This window comes from Thalassospira sp. A3_1 (assembly GCF_017744215.1).
GTDB lineage: Bacteria > Pseudomonadota > Alphaproteobacteria > Rhodospirillales > Thalassospiraceae > Thalassospira > Thalassospira lucentensis_A.
On record NZ_JAGHQQ010000003.1, the window covers coordinates 1 to 14,475 of the forward strand.

Genomic DNA, 14,475 nt, shown 5'->3' on the forward strand with positions numbered 1-14,475 from the left:
TTCGACGGCCCGGTGGCCATAGCGGCCGGGAACCACCTGATCCCATCCCGAACTCAGAAGTGAAACCTGCCTGCGCCGATGGTACTTTGTCTTAAGGCACGGGAGAGTAGGTCACCGCCGGGCCTTCCAAACACAGCAATTCATATTCCCTGTTCAACGACTTCATGAAACCCCTGACCTTAAATGGTCGGGGGTTTTGTCGTTTCACGCATCCGTGATGAAATGCCGGAAAACTCTCACACTGACTTGATGTTTCGTGTGCCGAAGTTGCAATGACGGTGGTCCGTTCGCCTGTTACCAAAAAGACATCGCCAGACAGGCGATCAGGTTTCACGCAAAAAGGATGACATCATGAAAAACGCATTGGTTCTGGGCGCGGCACTTTCGGCGGCGGTTTCGCTTGCGGCGGTTGGTCAGGCGCAGGCACAGGGTGCCAAGGAAAAATGTTTCGGTGTATCGCTTGCCGGACAAAATGATTGTGCGGCGGGGCCGGGCACCACATGTGCCGGGACATCGAAAGTCGATTATCAGGGCAATGCCTGGAAGCTGGTTCCGGCCGGGACATGCGAGGATATGAGCTTTACGACGGCGGATGGTCGTGAAGTGATGGGCAGCCTTGAGGCGCTTGAGCGCGATCTTCCGAAATCCTGACGTGATGGTGCCGACCGGTCTGGCCGGTCGGCATATTCTTTTTTCCGGGAGGTTTGCGATGATCAGTAACCCGCATGGCACCAGATTACCCGACCAGGCCGGTGTCGGTTTCAAGGGTGCGCATGCCGATGATGTGATCGGCAAGCCAAAACAGGTCGGCTGGTTTGAAATTCATCCGGAAAATTACATGGTGGCCGGTGGGCCGCGCCTTGCGGTGCTTGAGGCATTGCGCGCCGATTATCCGATATCGATGCATGGCGTTGGATTGTCACTTGGCGGCGGGGAGCGGCTTGACCCCCACCATCTGGCCGATCTCAAGCGTTTGGTGGATCGGTTTGAGCCCGCGATGCTGTCGGAACATATTGCATGGTCAAGCCATGACGGGCTTTACATGGCCGACCGGTTGCCAACACCGATGACACAAAAGTCGATTGATCAACTGGTTGAGGCGATTGACGAGGTACAGACGGCAACAGGGCGGGCAATCCTGATTGAGAACCCGACGTCCTATCTGGCGCTGCCGCAAAATTCGATCCCGGAAATTGATTTTATTACCGAAGCCGCGCGGCGTTCGGGCTGCGGGCTTCTGATTGATGTAAACAACATTTACATTTCGGCCTGCAATCTGGGCTTTGACGCCAGCGATTATGTTGATGCGATCCCCGGCGATCTGATCGGGGAAATCCATCTGGCCGGGCATGAGGCGGATGCCAATAGCAATGAGAAGGTTTTGATCGATACCCATTCGCGCCCGGTGGCCGATCCGGTCTGGGATCTGTTTGATCGCCTGATTGCGCGCATCGGGGCGCGGCCGACCCTGATTGAATGGGATAATGATGTGCCCGATTGGGCGACACTTCGGGCCGAGGCGGCGCTTGCGGACTTGCACCTTGAGGGGCGTCCTCAGCAGTTTTCGGGTGCCGATCCCGTGCGGGCGGCGTCATGAGTGAAGCAGGGGCCTTTCAGGCGGAATTTTCCCGCGCCCTGATGGCAGCAGACCCGTCGGCGCGGCCCGATGGCCTTGACCCGGCGATGGCGGGACGGTTTGCGATTTATCGCAATAATGTGCATCGCGGGCTTGGCGATGCGTTGATCGCGGCCTATCCGGTGGTGGCGAAGCTGGTGGGCGAGGATTTCTTTCGGGCGATGGCGCAGGGCTTTTTCCGGGCCGAGCAGGCACGCACCGGATCGCTTGCGCTTTATGGTGCCGGTTTTGCCGAATTTATCGATGGTTTCGATGCGGCGGCGTCGGTGCCGTATCTTTCCGACATTGCCCGGCTGGAACGGGCGCGGCTTGAGGTGCTGCATGAAGCCGATGAGGTGGTGCTGGATGCCAATTCACTTGCGGCTTTTGGCGATGATCTGGCGGCCTGCCGGTTTGTAGCGCATAGCGCCTGCCGGTTGGTGAACTCGTCCTTTCCGATCCATGCGATCTGGTTGCGGCAGCAGGCGGATCAGGACGGCAAAGAAGCAGCACCCGTCGTGCAGCAGGCGGAAAATATCCTGATTACCCGGCCCGGTATGACGGTGCGCCAGATCGTACTGGATGATGGGGGCGCGGTATTTGCCCGATGCCTTCTGGACGGCATGACGGTTGCCGAGGGTTATGACGCGGCAATCGAGTGTGATCCGCAATTTGATGTGACATCCGCGTTCGCCCAACTGATAGCGGTCGGTGCGTTTGCCGGTTTGAGGGAGTGAAAAATGCAAATAGCGATCAAAAAAATGACCGACCTGCATGCCAGCCTGTTTGGTGGTCTGGAGGCGCGGACCGATGGCTGGTTCATCGGGCTTTCGGCACGGTTGTGGTTTGCCGCGATTTTGCTGCCCTATTATTTCAATAGCGCGATGACCAAGCTGGCGGGGGATAGTTTCCCCAGTGCAGGGGCGTTTGCGCAGATCGTGCCGTCGATTGCCGATCAATATCTGTATGACACGGCGGCCATTCCGTTTTTCCCGTGGCATATCATCGTGATTGCCGGGACCTTGGCGGAATTTGTTTTGCCGGTTCTGATCGTTCTGGGCCTGTTTGCGCGCCTCGGTGCGTTTGGCATGATCGGGTTTGTGGTGGTGCAGAGTGTGGTGGATATCACGGCCCATGGTGCGGCGGCAGGCACACTTTTTGATGGGCTGCCTGATCAGTTGATTGATCAGCGGATGTTGTGGGTTTTTGTGTTGCTGATGCTGGTGATCAAGGGGGCGGGGGCGGTGTCGCTTGATCACCTTCTGTTGCGGAAAACCGGATAAGGCTTGGCTTATTGCAGTGTCCGGTGATGGGCAAGATGGCCGAGCTTGTCCGGGTTTCGCGTGACATAAAGTGCAGTAATGCGACCCCGTTCGATCTGCAGGGCGGTTGTTTGCAGGATGTTGCCGGCCTCGATTGTGATGAAGCCGGGCAGGCCATCGATCATGGCAAAACGCACCAGCCGTGACGGGGATTGTGCAAAGCCTTCTGCCATTTCCATATGACGTTGCATCACAGCGGAAATGCCGGTTAGCGGTACGGGTGTTGCGGGAACGCGGCCGCCACCATCAGCATAGGCGGCAACATCATCGGCTAGAAGATCGCGCAATGCCTGCAGATCCCCGGTGCGCGAGGCGGTGAAAAAGGCCGATGCGATTTTCATGCCCTGATCTTTTGGAACGGAAAAGCGCGGACGGGCGGTATGGATATTCTGCCGGGCGCGACTGGCAAGTTTGCGGCAGGTGGCGGTTTCCCGGTCAATGACCGGGGCGATTTCGTCAAAGCCCATGCCAAAGACATCATGCAGCAGAAAAGCCGCCCGTTCCAATGGTGAAAGCCGTTCAAGTGCGATCATCAAGGGCAGGGTGATGTTATCGTCAATCCGGGTTTCATCAGGTTCGAACACCGGTTCGGGCAGCCACGGTCCGATATAGGTTTCGCGTTGCCGTCGGGCGGATTTCAGAAGATTGAGGCAAAGACGGGTGACGATGGTGCGCAGGAAGGCGGCGGGTTCGCGGATGTCGGTGGGGTTGACGCCAAGCCAGCGCAGATAGGCTTCCTGTACGATATCCTCGGCATCGGCGACCGATCCCAGCATGCGATAGGCCAGCCGGGTGAGGCCGGGACGCAAATCGGTGAAAACGGGATCGGTCGGGCGTTCTGTCATGGATACCAGCCAGCGTGTCAGGCGGCGTTTTTTGCGCAATGGACCTGATCGACGTGATACAGGCCGGGCGAAACCGATTGGGCGATTGCGGCAAACTGTTTCAGGCTTGCCTGCGTTTCGGGTTTTTGCATGAAGGCCTCGAAATCGTTTTTTGAGGCCCACTGAGCGTAATTTACCACTTTTTTCCCATCCAGACTGCTGTGGATGGAGACCGACACAAAGCCGGGTTCATGCCGGATCGTGTTTTCGGTGATTTCCGATAGCAGGCGGGCAAGGTCGCGCTGCTTTTCCGGGGCGACATCATAGATATTGACAAGGGTAAGGTATGAGGCGGTTGGGTCAATACCTGCGATTGCGTTTTTGGTCATTCGTTCCTCCTGATAACCGGGTTCAGAAAGAATGACAAAACACGATGCCCGAACGTGACATCCGCCGCAGATTTTGTGGCCGGGTTGCCCCGGTTACTTTGCGATCATGAGTGCGCGATGGTCGCTTTCGGCGCGGAGTGTCGCCAGATATTCTTGGCTGACGTCATGGACTGACATGATGTGGGCGTATAGCAGTTCTTCGGCGGCCTTGTGATCGCCGCGCAGGATGGCATCGACGATGCCCTGATGTTCCTCGTGCGAGGAAGCAAGGCGGGGCAGGCTGTTGAACTGTACCCGGCGAAACGGGGCGACGCGCCGACGCACGGCCTGGGTGACTTCGACCAGCACATCATTATGGGTGCCGACATAGATCGCATTGTGAAATTCGCGGTTCTGGCTTTCATAGGCCGGGCTGTCGCCCGCGCGCATGGCATGGGCCAGTTCGTGATGGAGTTGTTCGAGTGCGTGACGCTCACCACTTGTCATGCGTTTGGCCGCAAGTCGCCCGCAGGTGCCTTCGAGTTCGGCCATGCTTTCAAACATCGCCGTCAGTTGTTCCGGCGTTGCCAACGAGACATAAACCCCGCGATTGGGGATTTTTTCGGCAAGTTCGGTCGCGGTCAGTAATTGCAGGGCTTCGCGGACCGGGGTGCGTGACACGCCAAAGCGTTTTGCAAGCTGGGTTTCTTCGAGCCGGGCACCGGGAACAAGCACGCCGGTAACAATATCGTCTTCGAGGGACTGGCAGAGTTTTTGCGCAATGCCGACCGGTTCGGGCGAAGGTTGCTGGGCCTGCTGCAAATGGATCATGTGCCGTTTCGACCCTTTGATCTTGTTGTCGGTTAATGTTCCGGGGCTCTTTCGGGGCACCCTATGCAACCGATGTATACATGATATTTCCCGTAAAATCCAAGCGCAACTGTCGCGTGCGGGATTCCGTCCCCGGCGATCATATGCAATATGTTCAATTAATATGCATATATGCAGTGCAACAATTATATATGATTAAAAAATAAACAATAAAAGTGACTTCGTTGGGGGTAAAATCAGTTAAGTTATTGAAATACAATAAATGGCACGTCGGTTGCAAGGTGTATACACAATGCGGGCCAAGATCCGTTCGATGATATTATCCGCGTATTGCGCTTTCTCTATCAGGGAGACACCGATGACCAACCTTAAAAGACGCGACTTTCTGACGAAGTCGGCATTTGGCACGGCAGCCGCCGGGGCGGCTGTTTTTGCCACGCCGCATATCGCGCGTGCCCAGGAGAGCTTTAACTGGAAAATGACCAATGCCTATGGTCCGGGTTCACCGTTCTACGTGACCGGCCCGGGCAGCCCCGAGGATTTCTGCAAACGTGTTACGGAAATGTCGAGCGGGCGTCTGAACATCCAGCATTTTGCCGCTGGTGAACTGATCCCGGCGCTTGAGGGCTTTGATGCCGTTCAGGCCGGTACGGTCGAAATGAATGCCGCCAATGCCTATTTCTGGGCGGGCAAGATTTTTGCCGCACAGTATTTCACCACCGTTCCGTTTGGCCTGAACTTCCAGGGTGTGAATGCGTGGCTGTATCATGGCGGCGGGCTTGAACTTTGGCATGAGCTGTATCAGCCCTATGGCCTGATTGCGTTCCCGATGGGCAATACCGGCGTTCAGATGACCGGCTGGTTCCGCGAACCGATTGAAAGCCTTGATGATTTCAATGGCCTGAAAATGCGTATTCCGGGCCTTGCCGGCAAGGTCTATCAGCAGATCGGGGTCGAGGTGAAACTGCTTCCGGGGGGCGAGATTTTCCCGGCCCTTGAACGTGGCGTGATTGATGCCGCCGAGTTTGTCGGCCCGTATCAGGACCGTCGTCTTGGTCTTCAGAAGGCAGCCAAATATTACTACACCACCGGCTGGCATGAGCCGTCCAACGTGACCGAGCTTCTGATCAATCAGAAAGCATGGGAAAGCCTTCCGGCGGACCTTCAGGCGATTGTCAAAAACGCCGCACAAGCGTGCAATCTTGACAGTCATTCCTGGTGTGAAGCCAACAACGCCGCGGCCCTTCGTGATCTGGTCGAGAATGAGGGCGTTATTGCCCAGACCCTTCCAGATGATGTCGTCAACAAGCTTAAAGGCATCACCAACGACACGCTGGAAGCCGAAGCGGCCAAGGACCCGCTGACCAAAAAGGTCCATGACGCATTCATGGCGTTCCGCGATACGCACCGTGAATGGGCGGCTGTTAGTGAAAAGCCCTATCACGGTATCATTTCATCCAAAGACGGGATGAGCTGATATGAATTCGACCCGTACTGAATCGCTTCCTGAACCGCTTCCCGACCGTGTGTTGGGACATATCGTCGATTTTGCCGGATGGGCGGCCGCGTTAAGCGGTCTTGCGCTTGTTCTGGTGGTCGGCGGCAATGTGTTGCTGCGCTATGTGTTCAATACCGGCAGTGTCGCCATGCAGGAACTTGAATGGCATCTGGTATCGCCGATTGCCCTTTTGGGGATGGCATATGGCATGCGGCATGGTGGCCATGTACGGGTCGATTTTCTTTATGACCGGCTAAGTGACCGGGCACGCGCGATGATTGATCTGTTTTCGGCGGTGCTGATGGTCATTCTTGGTGCGGCGATCATCTGGTTTGCCATTCCCTATGTGAACCAGTCGATCATGATGGGCGAGGGATCGCCCGATCCGGGGGGATTGCCTTATCGTTTCCTGCTTAAGGCATTTATCCCGGTCGGGTTCGGGTTGCTTTTCGTGCAGGCGATTGCGCAGGCCCTGATCAATTTCCGGCAGGTGACCGGTGCGGCCCAAACCGCCGATGATGCCGGTTACGCCACCCATAAAACCGCCACCGAAGTGCCTGGGGAATAATCGAACATGACTGGTAATGAATGGCTGGCCATTGGCATGGTCGGCGGCTTTTTCGGCTTCCTCGTGCTTGGGGTGCCGGTGGCGATATCGCTTGCGATTTCGGGTTTTGCCTTTGGCATTCTGGGATTTGGCACCGGGCTTTTTAACCTGCTGCCCGCGCGCATTTACGGGGTTGTGACCAACTATACGCTTCTGGCCCTGCCGCTTTTCATCTTTATGGGAGTGATGCTTGAAAAGTCGAAACTGGCCGAAGAACTGATTGATGTGATCGGCCATGCCATGGGCCGCCTTCGCGGCGGCATGGGGCTTGCGATTGTGATTGTCGGGGTTCTGATGGGGGCGTCTTCGGGCGTGGTCGGGGCGACGGTGGTGACGGTCGGTTTGCTGTCGCTACAGCCGCTGATCAATCGCGGTTATAACAAGGGGGTGGCGTGCGGTGTGATTTGCGCATCGGGCACGCTGGGGCAGATCATCCCGCCAAGCCTTGTTCTGATCCTGCTTGCCGATATTCTGGGGGAGTCTGTTGGGACGCTGTTTGCCGCCGCGATGGTGCCGGGGTTGATCCTTGCCGGGATGCTCGCCCTTTATCTTGTCCTTCTGGGGATTTTCAAGCCCGACATGGTGCCCGCGATCCCGCAGGATGAGCGCGATGCGCTCGCCACCCGTGACCTTATGCTGAAGATCGCCAAGGTCGTGCTGCCGCCGCTGGCACTTGTTTTTGCGGTTCTGGGTTCCATCGTTGGCGGGATTGCTGCCCCGACCGAGGCCGCATCGATGGGCGCGCTTGGCGCATTGCTTCTGGCGCTGTTTACCGGGCGGCTTAATTTCGGGGTGATGCGCGATGTGTTGCGCGATACCCTGATCACCAGTGCGATGGTGTTTTTCATCCTGATCTGTGCGCAGCCATTTGGCCTTGCCTTCCGCGGGCTGGGTGGCGAGGGGCTGGTGCATGCCATGTTTGAATGGGTGCCCGGTGGCGACATGGGCAACCTTCTGTTCATGATGGCGGTGATCTTTGTTCTTGGGTTCTTTCTTGAATGGATCGAGATTTCCTATATCGCGCTGCCGATGTTTTTGCCGGTGTTCATGAATAGCGGCATCGACATGGCATGGCTTGCGATCCTTGTGGCGATGAACCTGCAGACCAGCTTCCTGACGCCGCCCTTTGGCTGGGCCTTGTTCTTCCTGAAAGGGGTGGCGCCAAAATCGGTGTCGACCATGGATATCTATCGCGGGGTCATTCCGTTTATCGGTATTCAGGCGCTGGCCCTTGTGCTGCTGTTCATCTTCCCGGAACTGACAAGCTGGCTACCGGATCTTATTGGCTGGTAGCAACAGATTAGGTCCTGATCCGAAATATCAGGCGATTTGTCCACGATGTGAAAATCGCCTGATACCCGGATCATTTTCACGATAGATTTCAAAGAACAACAGGGCATGCCGGACACACGGCATGCCAAAGATTTTTGCGCCATCAGGAGGCCCCGAAATGCTCAGAACCAGAACAAGCCTTGGCGGGATGGTTACCGCCCCGCATCATCTGGCAGCCCAGGCCGGGCGCGATGTGCTGCGCGAGGGCGGCAACGCGGTCGAGGCAATGATTGCAGCAGCCGCCACCATTGCGGTTGTCTATCCGCATATGAATGCTGTTGGCGGGGATGGGTTCTGGCTGATTGCGGAACCGGGCAAGGACCCAGTGGCGATCCGGGCGTGCGGCGGGGCGGCAGGGCTGGCTAGCCCGGCATTTTACCGTGACCTTGGCCATGACAAAATCCCGGCGCGCGGGCCGCTGGCGGCATTGACTGTGGGCGGGGCAATTGGCGGCTGGATGGAGGCCGCAAAAATCGCACGGAAACTGGGTGGGACATTGCCCATCGCGCGCCTTGTGGCCGATGCGGTGCATCATTCGCGGGCCGGTGTGCCGATCACGAAATCGCAGCATGAACTGACGCGTGACAAGCTGCCGGAACTTCGCGATGCGCCGGGTTATGTTGCGGCTTATGCCGCGAATGGCGTGCCCAAAATTGGTGATGTGTTGAAACAAGCGGCCCTTGGCGCAACGCTGGAACGGCTTGGCGCCGTCGGGCTTGATGATTTTTACCGGGGCGATATCGCGCGCGCCAATGCCAAGGGGCTTGAGGCGTCGGGAAGCCCGCTTCGGCTATCCGATTTTGAATGCTATCACGCCAAAACCACCACACCGCTTTCGGTGAAGCTATCAAGCGGCACCGTTTTCAATATGGTGCCCCCGACGCAGGGGGCTGCGTCACTTATGATCCTTGGCCTGTTTGACCGGTTGGGCGTGACGGTGGGCGAGGGATTTGATCATATCCATGGCGTGATCGAGGCGACCAAACGCGCCTTTATCAAACGTGATGCCCATATCGGTGATCCGGGGCGGATGAATATTGATCCGATGTCGCTTCTGAGTGATGCGATGCTGGATGCCGAGGCGGCAAAAATCGATATGAAAACCGCATTGCCGTGGCCGCATATCGCCAAGCCTGGCGATACGATCTGGATGGGGACGACGGATAAAAACGGTACGGTCGTCAGTTACATCCAAAGTATTTTCTGGGAATTCGGATCGGGCGTTGTCGTGCCCGAAACCGGGGTCCTGTGGCAGAACCGCGGGGCGAGCTTTACACTGCATGACGGTCCGAATCAGCTCGGCCCCGGCCGGTTGCCGTTCCACACACTCAACCCGGCGATGGCACGGCTGAACAACGGCGATGTCCTTACATATGGCACCATGGGGGGCGAGGGACAGCCGCAAACCCAAGCGGCGGTGTTTACCCGCAATGTCCTGTTCGGACAGGATTTACAGGCGGCGATTACGGCCCCGCGCTGGCTGCTGGGCCGGACATGGGGTGCGGAAACCACGACCCTCAAACTCGAAAAACGGTTTGATCCGGCCCTGATCACGCAGCTTGAAAAAGCCGGTCATGCGGTTGAAGTCGTCGGCGATTTCGAAGACATGATGGGCCATGCGGGCGGCATTCTACTGCGCGCCAATGGCGTGATGGAAGGGGCGACTGATCCGCGTGCGGATGGGGTGGTTGCGGGGCTTTGATCATATCACTCAGGCCCTAACAAACCGGTAGGCATTGCCGTGGCGTTCGGCGTGGCCGACGCCGGGATAGGTCCAGTGATAGCCCAGCATTTTGATTTTTTCCGAGGCGGCGCGGTCAAGCAGCATCTGCCGGTTGGCAAGGGCCTGTTCCGGGTCGGTGTCAAAGCCGAAATGCCAAGCGGGATGGGCAAAAAAGATGATGTCGTTTGTGCAGGCATCCCCGGTGATCAGAAGGTTGTCATCACCGGCCAGTTCGAGCGAGATGTGGCCCGGTGTGTGGCCTTTGGTGTCGATGACCTGCATACCCGGTACGATTTCGTCACCGGGGCGAACAAGGTTCAGGCGATCCCGTATTGGGAGAAGATCGCGTTTTGCGCCCGTGGCAAAGCCATGCAGTGCCTTTGGCATGCGGGTTTCGAAATTGCGGTCGGTCCAGAACATCCATTCTGCTTCGGATATGAAGTAATCTGCGTTGGGATAGCGAACATTGCCGTCTGCGGTTACCGTTGCGCCGGAATGGTCGGGATGGGCGTGGGTGAAAACGACTTTGGTGATATCGTTTGGCGAGATACCGATGGTCGCAAGGTTGTGTTCCAGAATCCCGGCACTTGGCTGAAAATTGCCGCCCGATCCGGTGTCGATCAGGATCAGGTCATCGCCATACCGGATCAGGGGAATATTTGTCTGTACCGGTGCGCTTTGGGCATCCCCGCCCATCATCTGCAGGATGGCCAGTCGTTCGGTGTTGCTGGCATCGGGAAGCAGTATTTCGGCCGGCAGGGTGAGAAAGCCGTCGCTTAGTACCGTGATGTCAAAGGCACCATGACGAAACCGGTAAAAGTCGGTGGCGGCAAATGCCCTGTGCGACAGTACGGATATTCCGGCGACTGCCGAGGTCGCAGCAGTGCCGATCATGAATTTTCGCCGTGTGACCGGCATCGGGGGAAATGCCGCCCGGATCATGCCGGTTCACCTGTTTTGGCAAGGTTGGTATAACGCGGTGCGGGTTGGGCGAGGGACAGGAACGGGGCAATCGCATGGCGGGCTGTTTCCATGGCATCCCACATCGCCGGATCGGCCAGGGACGGGATGGTGACCAATTCACCCTGATCAAAGCCGGCAAGGGCGGCATCGACCATGTCACCGGCATCCATCATCATTTCCGTCGGGATCACGTTTATATCGAGCCCGGCGCGTTCAAAAAGTTCGGTGCGGGTAAAGCCCGGAAGAACCGCCTGCATCTGCACCCCGCGCGGGCCGATTTCGGCGGCAAGGGACTGGGTCAGTGACAGGACGAAGGCCTTGCTGGCGCAGTAGGATGCATTGAAACGTTCTGGCATCAGCGGCACGACTGATGCGATATTGATGATCGCGCCGCGACCGCGATCTGCAAAATTGTGGGCGGCGGCAAGTGTCAGCCGGTGAAGGATATCGACATTCAGAAACACCAGTTGGCGCAGGCTGTCCGGGTCGGAAGCCAGAACGTTTGCATTCGGGCCAATGCCGGCCGAATTGACAACCAGTGTCAGGTCGTCGCCGGTGGCGAGCCGGGCTGCGACATTTTCAAGATCGTCATGATTGGTCAAATCCGCCGGAAAGGCAGTGACCGCGACACCGTATTGCGTGGAAAGATCGGTGGCAAGCTGGTCAAGACGTCCGGCATTGCGTGCAACAAGCACAAGGTTATAGCCGCGTTTGGCAAGCCGGTCGGCATAGACGGCACCAATGCCCGACGAGGCACCGGTAACAAGTGCGGTTCCCTTTGACATGGCGGGCTCCTGCTTTCTGAGGTTTGAAACACGTAATGGGATGGGCGAAAAAGCGATGAAGGCAAACCGGGCCGGTCTGCCTTCGTGATGATCAGGCGGCCTTGGCCGCGGATCCGATGTAATCATCTGTCGACATCATGGTGGCATAGGCAAAGTCCAAGGCAGACATGAAGGCCGCATGGGCATATTTCGCAGGCACCGTCACACCATCAAATTCAAGATCGCGCGACGCGCAGGCATCATGGATCACCGTTACAGGATAGCCGAAATCAGCAGATGCACGGGTGATGGCATCAACGCACATGTGGCTCATATTGCCGCAAATCACGACTTCGGTGATGCCGTTACGGTCCAGGTGTTCCTTTAGGTCGGTATCGCGATAGGAATTGATCTGGTGTTTGAGCACCACATGTTCGTTTTCAAGGCTCATCACGCTGGGATGAAGGGCGGCACCCTTGGAGCCCGGCTTGAAAAACGGTGCGTCGGTGTTTTGGAATTCATGGCGGATATGGACCACCAGATCACCGGCCTTGCGGGCGCTTTCGATCAGACGGGCGGCATTCTTGGCGGCGGCTTCAACACCGGAAAGAGTCCATTTCCCACCGGGGAAATAGTCGTTCTGGATATCGACGACGATCAGGGCTTTCTTGGTCATGGTTCTGTTCCTTTGTTTCGAAACGGGGCCGCTTTCCGGGTTGCGGGCAGGGGGAGAGATGCATGGGTTGTGAGGGCGAGGTGCCTCATCCGAACCCGGAAAGCGGTTCTGTTCTGCCTGGTTTTTCAGGCAATCGGTGATGACGGAATGTCAGGCCCGAATAAAATCGAGAACATCCTGATTGAAGCGTTCGGTATGGGTTTGCGAAAGGCCGTGATCGGCGCCTTCGTAAATCTTCAGAACCGATCCCTTGACGATTTTCGAGCTTTCGAGCGCGGATGCGACGATCGGAACGATCTGGTCATCATCGCCATGCACGATCAGGGTGGGTTTATCGATCTTGCGAAGGTCTTCGGTGTAATCGACTTCGGAAAATTCGCGGATGCAGTCAAGCTGGCCCTTGATGCCGCCCATCATGCCCTGCGCCCAGAAGCTTTCGCGGATACCTTCGGAGATTTTCGCGCCTTCGCGGTTATAGCCATAGAACGGAATGGTCACATCGCGGAAGAATTGCGACCGGTCTTCAAGCGTGCCCTTGCGGATGCCATCAAACACATCCATTGGCAGACCGTTGGGGTTTTTGTCGGTTTTCAGCATCAGGGGCGGAACCGCGCCGACCAGAACGACCTTTGCAACGCGTTTTGTACCATGACGGCCCAGATAATGGGCGACTTCGCCGCCGCCGGTCGAATGGCCGATCATGATCAGGTCATTCAGGTCCAGATACTCGATCAGTTCGGCCAGATCATCGGCATACTGGTCCATATTGTTGCCATCCCAGGTCTGGGTGGAACGGCCGTGGCTGCGGCGGTCATGGGCGATTACGCGATATCCCTGCATGCCGAAAAATACCATCTGGGCGTCCCAGGTATCAGCCGATAACGGCCAGCCATGCGAAAACAGGATCGGCTGCCCTTTGCCCCAGTCCTTGTAGAAAATTTCGGTGCCATCCTTGGTTTTGATAAACGACATGCTCTGCGCTCCTGATTTTGTCGGGTTTGGATTGGTTGCGGCAAAGGACATTTTGGGAAGTGCGGTGGCCGCGACTGCCACCCCGCCCGCCAAAAGAAGGTTTCGCCGTGATGTTTCCATCGAAAATGCGTTTGACTGTTCGTTCATGATATCTGCTCCTGCTGATCTATCGTTTCTGATGCCGTGCCGATGCCGTTCTTATGGCGGGCATTTGTCTTTCGATGAAATCAGCGTGATGGAGTTCGGTCGCGAAAACGAGTTAAGCGTCGTAAATTGATGCAAATCGGAATTTCGGCTGTTTTGCATCGATAGTTAGTCGGGCAGGGGCGGTAATCGTGGACCGAGCTTTTCTTTGACAATCCGGATCATCGCGCAGGCGGCAAGCGAGGGGGAATCATCGGAATTACCGATGATCAAAAGTCCGCGTCCGGCGTCGTTTGCTGTGATCTGAAGATCGTCCGCGTCAATGAGGGCGACGGGCTTTTTTTCGGCAAGGAAAGCTTGCAAAACGGGTAACAGGCCGTGGCTTTCATCGTTCCAGATGTGACTTGAAAACCCGACGCAAAAGGCCGCGGCAAAATCGCAAACCGCGATCTGATCCAGACGCAGCGTATCGGCAATATCCTCGCGGGCAGCGCGGTCGGACTGAAATCGCAGCATTGCGGTTCTGGCGGCGGAGGAATGGGCATCCGCGTGGTTGGGTGAGGTGATGGTTATTGCCGGAAACCCGCCACCGGGAGATGCCAGAACGACTTCGGCCGGCATGTCGCGGAACAGATAATAGGCCGGGGCAATCCGGGTGATATTGAGACGATGATTGCGGATCGCGTCATCTTCATCCCCGGCGATTATCATTAAAAAGCGGACGGGAAAATTCTGGTCCATGGGATGGTCTCCTCTTCCGGGATATGATCTGCGGATCGGAGACATTCAGCGAGTTGCAAGTTGTAAATCGTTGTTAATCGAACGATGGTAAACGC

16 protein-coding genes and 1 rRNA gene are annotated in these 14,475 nt (G+C 56.9%); 9 read left to right on the top strand and 8 right to left on the bottom strand.

All coding sequences use genetic code 11. The features are described from left to right. The first annotated feature begins 8 nt into the window (after positions 1-8). The 5 genes from rrf (at position 9) to J7395_RS13460 (ending at position 2,898) form a co-directional block, all read left to right on the top strand. Positions 9-123, top strand: a 5S ribosomal RNA gene (gene rrf / locus J7395_RS13440). A gap of 228 nt (positions 124-351) precedes the next feature. Next, a complete protein-coding gene (locus tag J7395_RS13445) occupies positions 352-651 on the top strand; it encodes a DUF2282 domain-containing protein (protein WP_062953136.1) in 300 nt (99 codons plus the stop codon). 58 nt (positions 652-709) lie between these two features. Further along, positions 710-1,597, top strand: coding sequence for a DUF692 domain-containing protein (locus J7395_RS13450; RefSeq protein ID WP_247742180.1), 888 nt, complete (start codon positions 710-712; stop codon positions 1,595-1,597). Beyond that, positions 1,594-2,352, top strand: a complete 759-nt coding sequence (locus tag J7395_RS13455) for a DNA-binding domain-containing protein (RefSeq protein ID WP_209221848.1) — start codon at positions 1,594-1,596, stop codon at positions 2,350-2,352. Before J7395_RS13450 ends, J7395_RS13455 begins: the two co-directional genes overlap by 4 nt. A gap of 3 nt (positions 2,353-2,355) precedes the next feature. Then, complete coding sequence (locus J7395_RS13460) at positions 2,356-2,898, top strand: DoxX family protein (protein WP_209221849.1); 543 nt, start codon at positions 2,356-2,358, stop codon at positions 2,896-2,898. An 8-nt stretch (positions 2,899-2,906) separates the two neighbouring features. Here the strand turns inward: J7395_RS13460 and J7395_RS13465 are convergent, their stop codons facing one another. From J7395_RS13465 to J7395_RS13475, 3 genes are all read right to left on the bottom strand, one after another. Beyond that, positions 2,907-3,821, bottom strand: coding sequence for a sigma-70 family RNA polymerase sigma factor (locus tag J7395_RS13465; protein WP_247742181.1), 915 nt, complete (start codon positions 3,819-3,821; stop codon positions 2,907-2,909). After that, positions 3,800-4,150, bottom strand: a complete 351-nt coding sequence (locus J7395_RS13470) for an antibiotic biosynthesis monooxygenase family protein (RefSeq protein WP_209221850.1) — start codon at positions 4,148-4,150, stop codon at positions 3,800-3,802. The genes J7395_RS13465 and J7395_RS13470 overlap by 22 nt, the downstream gene beginning before the upstream one ends. Positions 4,151-4,243: 93 nt before the next feature. Continuing rightward, positions 4,244-4,960: a GntR family transcriptional regulator gene (locus J7395_RS13475; RefSeq protein WP_209221851.1), complete on the bottom strand. Its 717-nt coding sequence runs from the start codon at positions 4,958-4,960 to the stop codon at positions 4,244-4,246. A gap of 358 nt (positions 4,961-5,318) precedes the next feature. On the opposite strand from J7395_RS13475, the gene dctP reads away from it, so the two are divergent. From dctP to J7395_RS13495, 4 genes are all read left to right on the top strand, one after another. Then, on the top strand, positions 5,319-6,437 hold the full coding sequence (gene dctP, locus J7395_RS13480) for a TRAP transporter substrate-binding protein DctP (protein ID WP_062961360.1): 1,119 nt from the start codon (positions 5,319-5,321) through the stop codon (positions 6,435-6,437). 1 nt (position 6,438) lies between these two features. After that, positions 6,439-7,026 (top strand): TRAP transporter small permease subunit, encoded by a 588-nt coding sequence (locus J7395_RS13485; protein ID WP_209221852.1) that lies wholly within the window; start codon positions 6,439-6,441, stop codon positions 7,024-7,026. 6 nt (positions 7,027-7,032) lie between these two features. Then, positions 7,033-8,358 (top strand): TRAP transporter large permease subunit, encoded by a 1,326-nt coding sequence (locus J7395_RS13490; protein WP_062961362.1) that lies wholly within the window; start codon positions 7,033-7,035, stop codon positions 8,356-8,358. Between the two features lie 157 nt (positions 8,359-8,515). Beyond that, on the top strand, positions 8,516-10,099 hold the full coding sequence (locus J7395_RS13495) for a gamma-glutamyltransferase (protein ID WP_209221853.1): 1,584 nt from the start codon (positions 8,516-8,518) through the stop codon (positions 10,097-10,099). Between the two features lie 9 nt (positions 10,100-10,108). Here J7395_RS13495 and J7395_RS13500 read toward each other — a convergent pair whose 3' ends face one another. From J7395_RS13500 to J7395_RS13520, 5 genes are all read right to left on the bottom strand, one after another. Next, positions 10,109-11,014, bottom strand: a complete 906-nt coding sequence (locus J7395_RS13500; RefSeq protein WP_209221854.1) for an MBL fold metallo-hydrolase — start codon at positions 11,012-11,014, stop codon at positions 10,109-10,111. A gap of 44 nt (positions 11,015-11,058) precedes the next feature. Next, positions 11,059-11,868 carry an SDR family oxidoreductase gene (locus J7395_RS13505; RefSeq protein ID WP_209221855.1) on the bottom strand — a complete coding sequence of 270 codons (810 nt, stop codon included), beginning with the start codon at positions 11,866-11,868 and terminating at the stop codon, positions 11,059-11,061. A 91-nt stretch (positions 11,869-11,959) separates the two neighbouring features. After that, the gene (locus tag J7395_RS13510; RefSeq protein ID WP_209221856.1) at positions 11,960-12,523 is read right to left on the bottom strand and encodes a cysteine hydrolase family protein; all 564 of its coding nucleotides are present in this window, start codon (positions 12,521-12,523) and stop codon (positions 11,960-11,962) included. 150 nt (positions 12,524-12,673) lie between these two features. Next, positions 12,674-13,495: an alpha/beta hydrolase gene (locus J7395_RS13515; protein WP_209222536.1), complete on the bottom strand. Its 822-nt coding sequence runs from the start codon at positions 13,493-13,495 to the stop codon at positions 12,674-12,676. Between the two features lie 312 nt (positions 13,496-13,807). After that, positions 13,808-14,380 (bottom strand): hypothetical protein, encoded by a 573-nt coding sequence (locus J7395_RS13520; RefSeq protein WP_209221857.1) that lies wholly within the window; start codon positions 14,378-14,380, stop codon positions 13,808-13,810. Between the last annotated feature and the right edge of the window lie 95 nt (positions 14,381-14,475).

Bases quoted from the DNA above. Each gene is read 5' to 3' on its own strand.
- J7395_RS13445 (WP_062953136.1), top strand. From the start codon at position 352: ATGAAAAACGCATTGGTTCTGGGCGCGGCACTTTCGGCGGCGGTTTCG.
- J7395_RS13450 (WP_247742180.1), top strand. From the start codon at position 710: ATGATCAGTAACCCGCATGGCACCAGATTACCCGACCAGGCCGGTGTC.
- J7395_RS13455 (WP_209221848.1), top strand. From the start codon at position 1,594: ATGAGTGAAGCAGGGGCCTTTCAGGCGGAATTTTCCCGCGCCCTGATG.
- J7395_RS13460 (WP_209221849.1), top strand. From the start codon at position 2,356: ATGCAAATAGCGATCAAAAAAATGACCGACCTGCATGCCAGCCTGTTT.
- J7395_RS13470 (WP_209221850.1), bottom strand. From the start codon at position 4,150: ATGACCAAAAACGCAATCGCAGGTATTGACCCAACCGCCTCATACCTT.
- J7395_RS13475 (WP_209221851.1), bottom strand. From the start codon at position 4,960: ATGATCCATTTGCAGCAGGCCCAGCAACCTTCGCCCGAACCGGTCGGC.
- dctP (WP_062961360.1), top strand. From the start codon at position 5,319: ATGACCAACCTTAAAAGACGCGACTTTCTGACGAAGTCGGCATTTGGC.
- J7395_RS13485 (WP_209221852.1), top strand. From the start codon at position 6,439: ATGAATTCGACCCGTACTGAATCGCTTCCTGAACCGCTTCCCGACCGT.
- J7395_RS13490 (WP_062961362.1), top strand. From the start codon at position 7,033: ATGACTGGTAATGAATGGCTGGCCATTGGCATGGTCGGCGGCTTTTTC.
- J7395_RS13495 (WP_209221853.1), top strand. From the start codon at position 8,516: ATGCTCAGAACCAGAACAAGCCTTGGCGGGATGGTTACCGCCCCGCAT.
- J7395_RS13500 (WP_209221854.1), bottom strand. From the start codon at position 11,014: ATGATCGGCACTGCTGCGACCTCGGCAGTCGCCGGAATATCCGTACTG.
- J7395_RS13505 (WP_209221855.1), bottom strand. From the start codon at position 11,868: ATGTCAAAGGGAACCGCACTTGTTACCGGTGCCTCGTCGGGCATTGGT.
- J7395_RS13510 (WP_209221856.1), bottom strand. From the start codon at position 12,523: ATGACCAAGAAAGCCCTGATCGTCGTCGATATCCAGAACGACTATTTC.
- J7395_RS13515 (WP_209222536.1), bottom strand. From the start codon at position 13,495: ATGTCGTTTATCAAAACCAAGGATGGCACCGAAATTTTCTACAAGGAC.
- J7395_RS13520 (WP_209221857.1), bottom strand. From the start codon at position 14,380: ATGGACCAGAATTTTCCCGTCCGCTTTTTAATGATAATCGCCGGGGAT.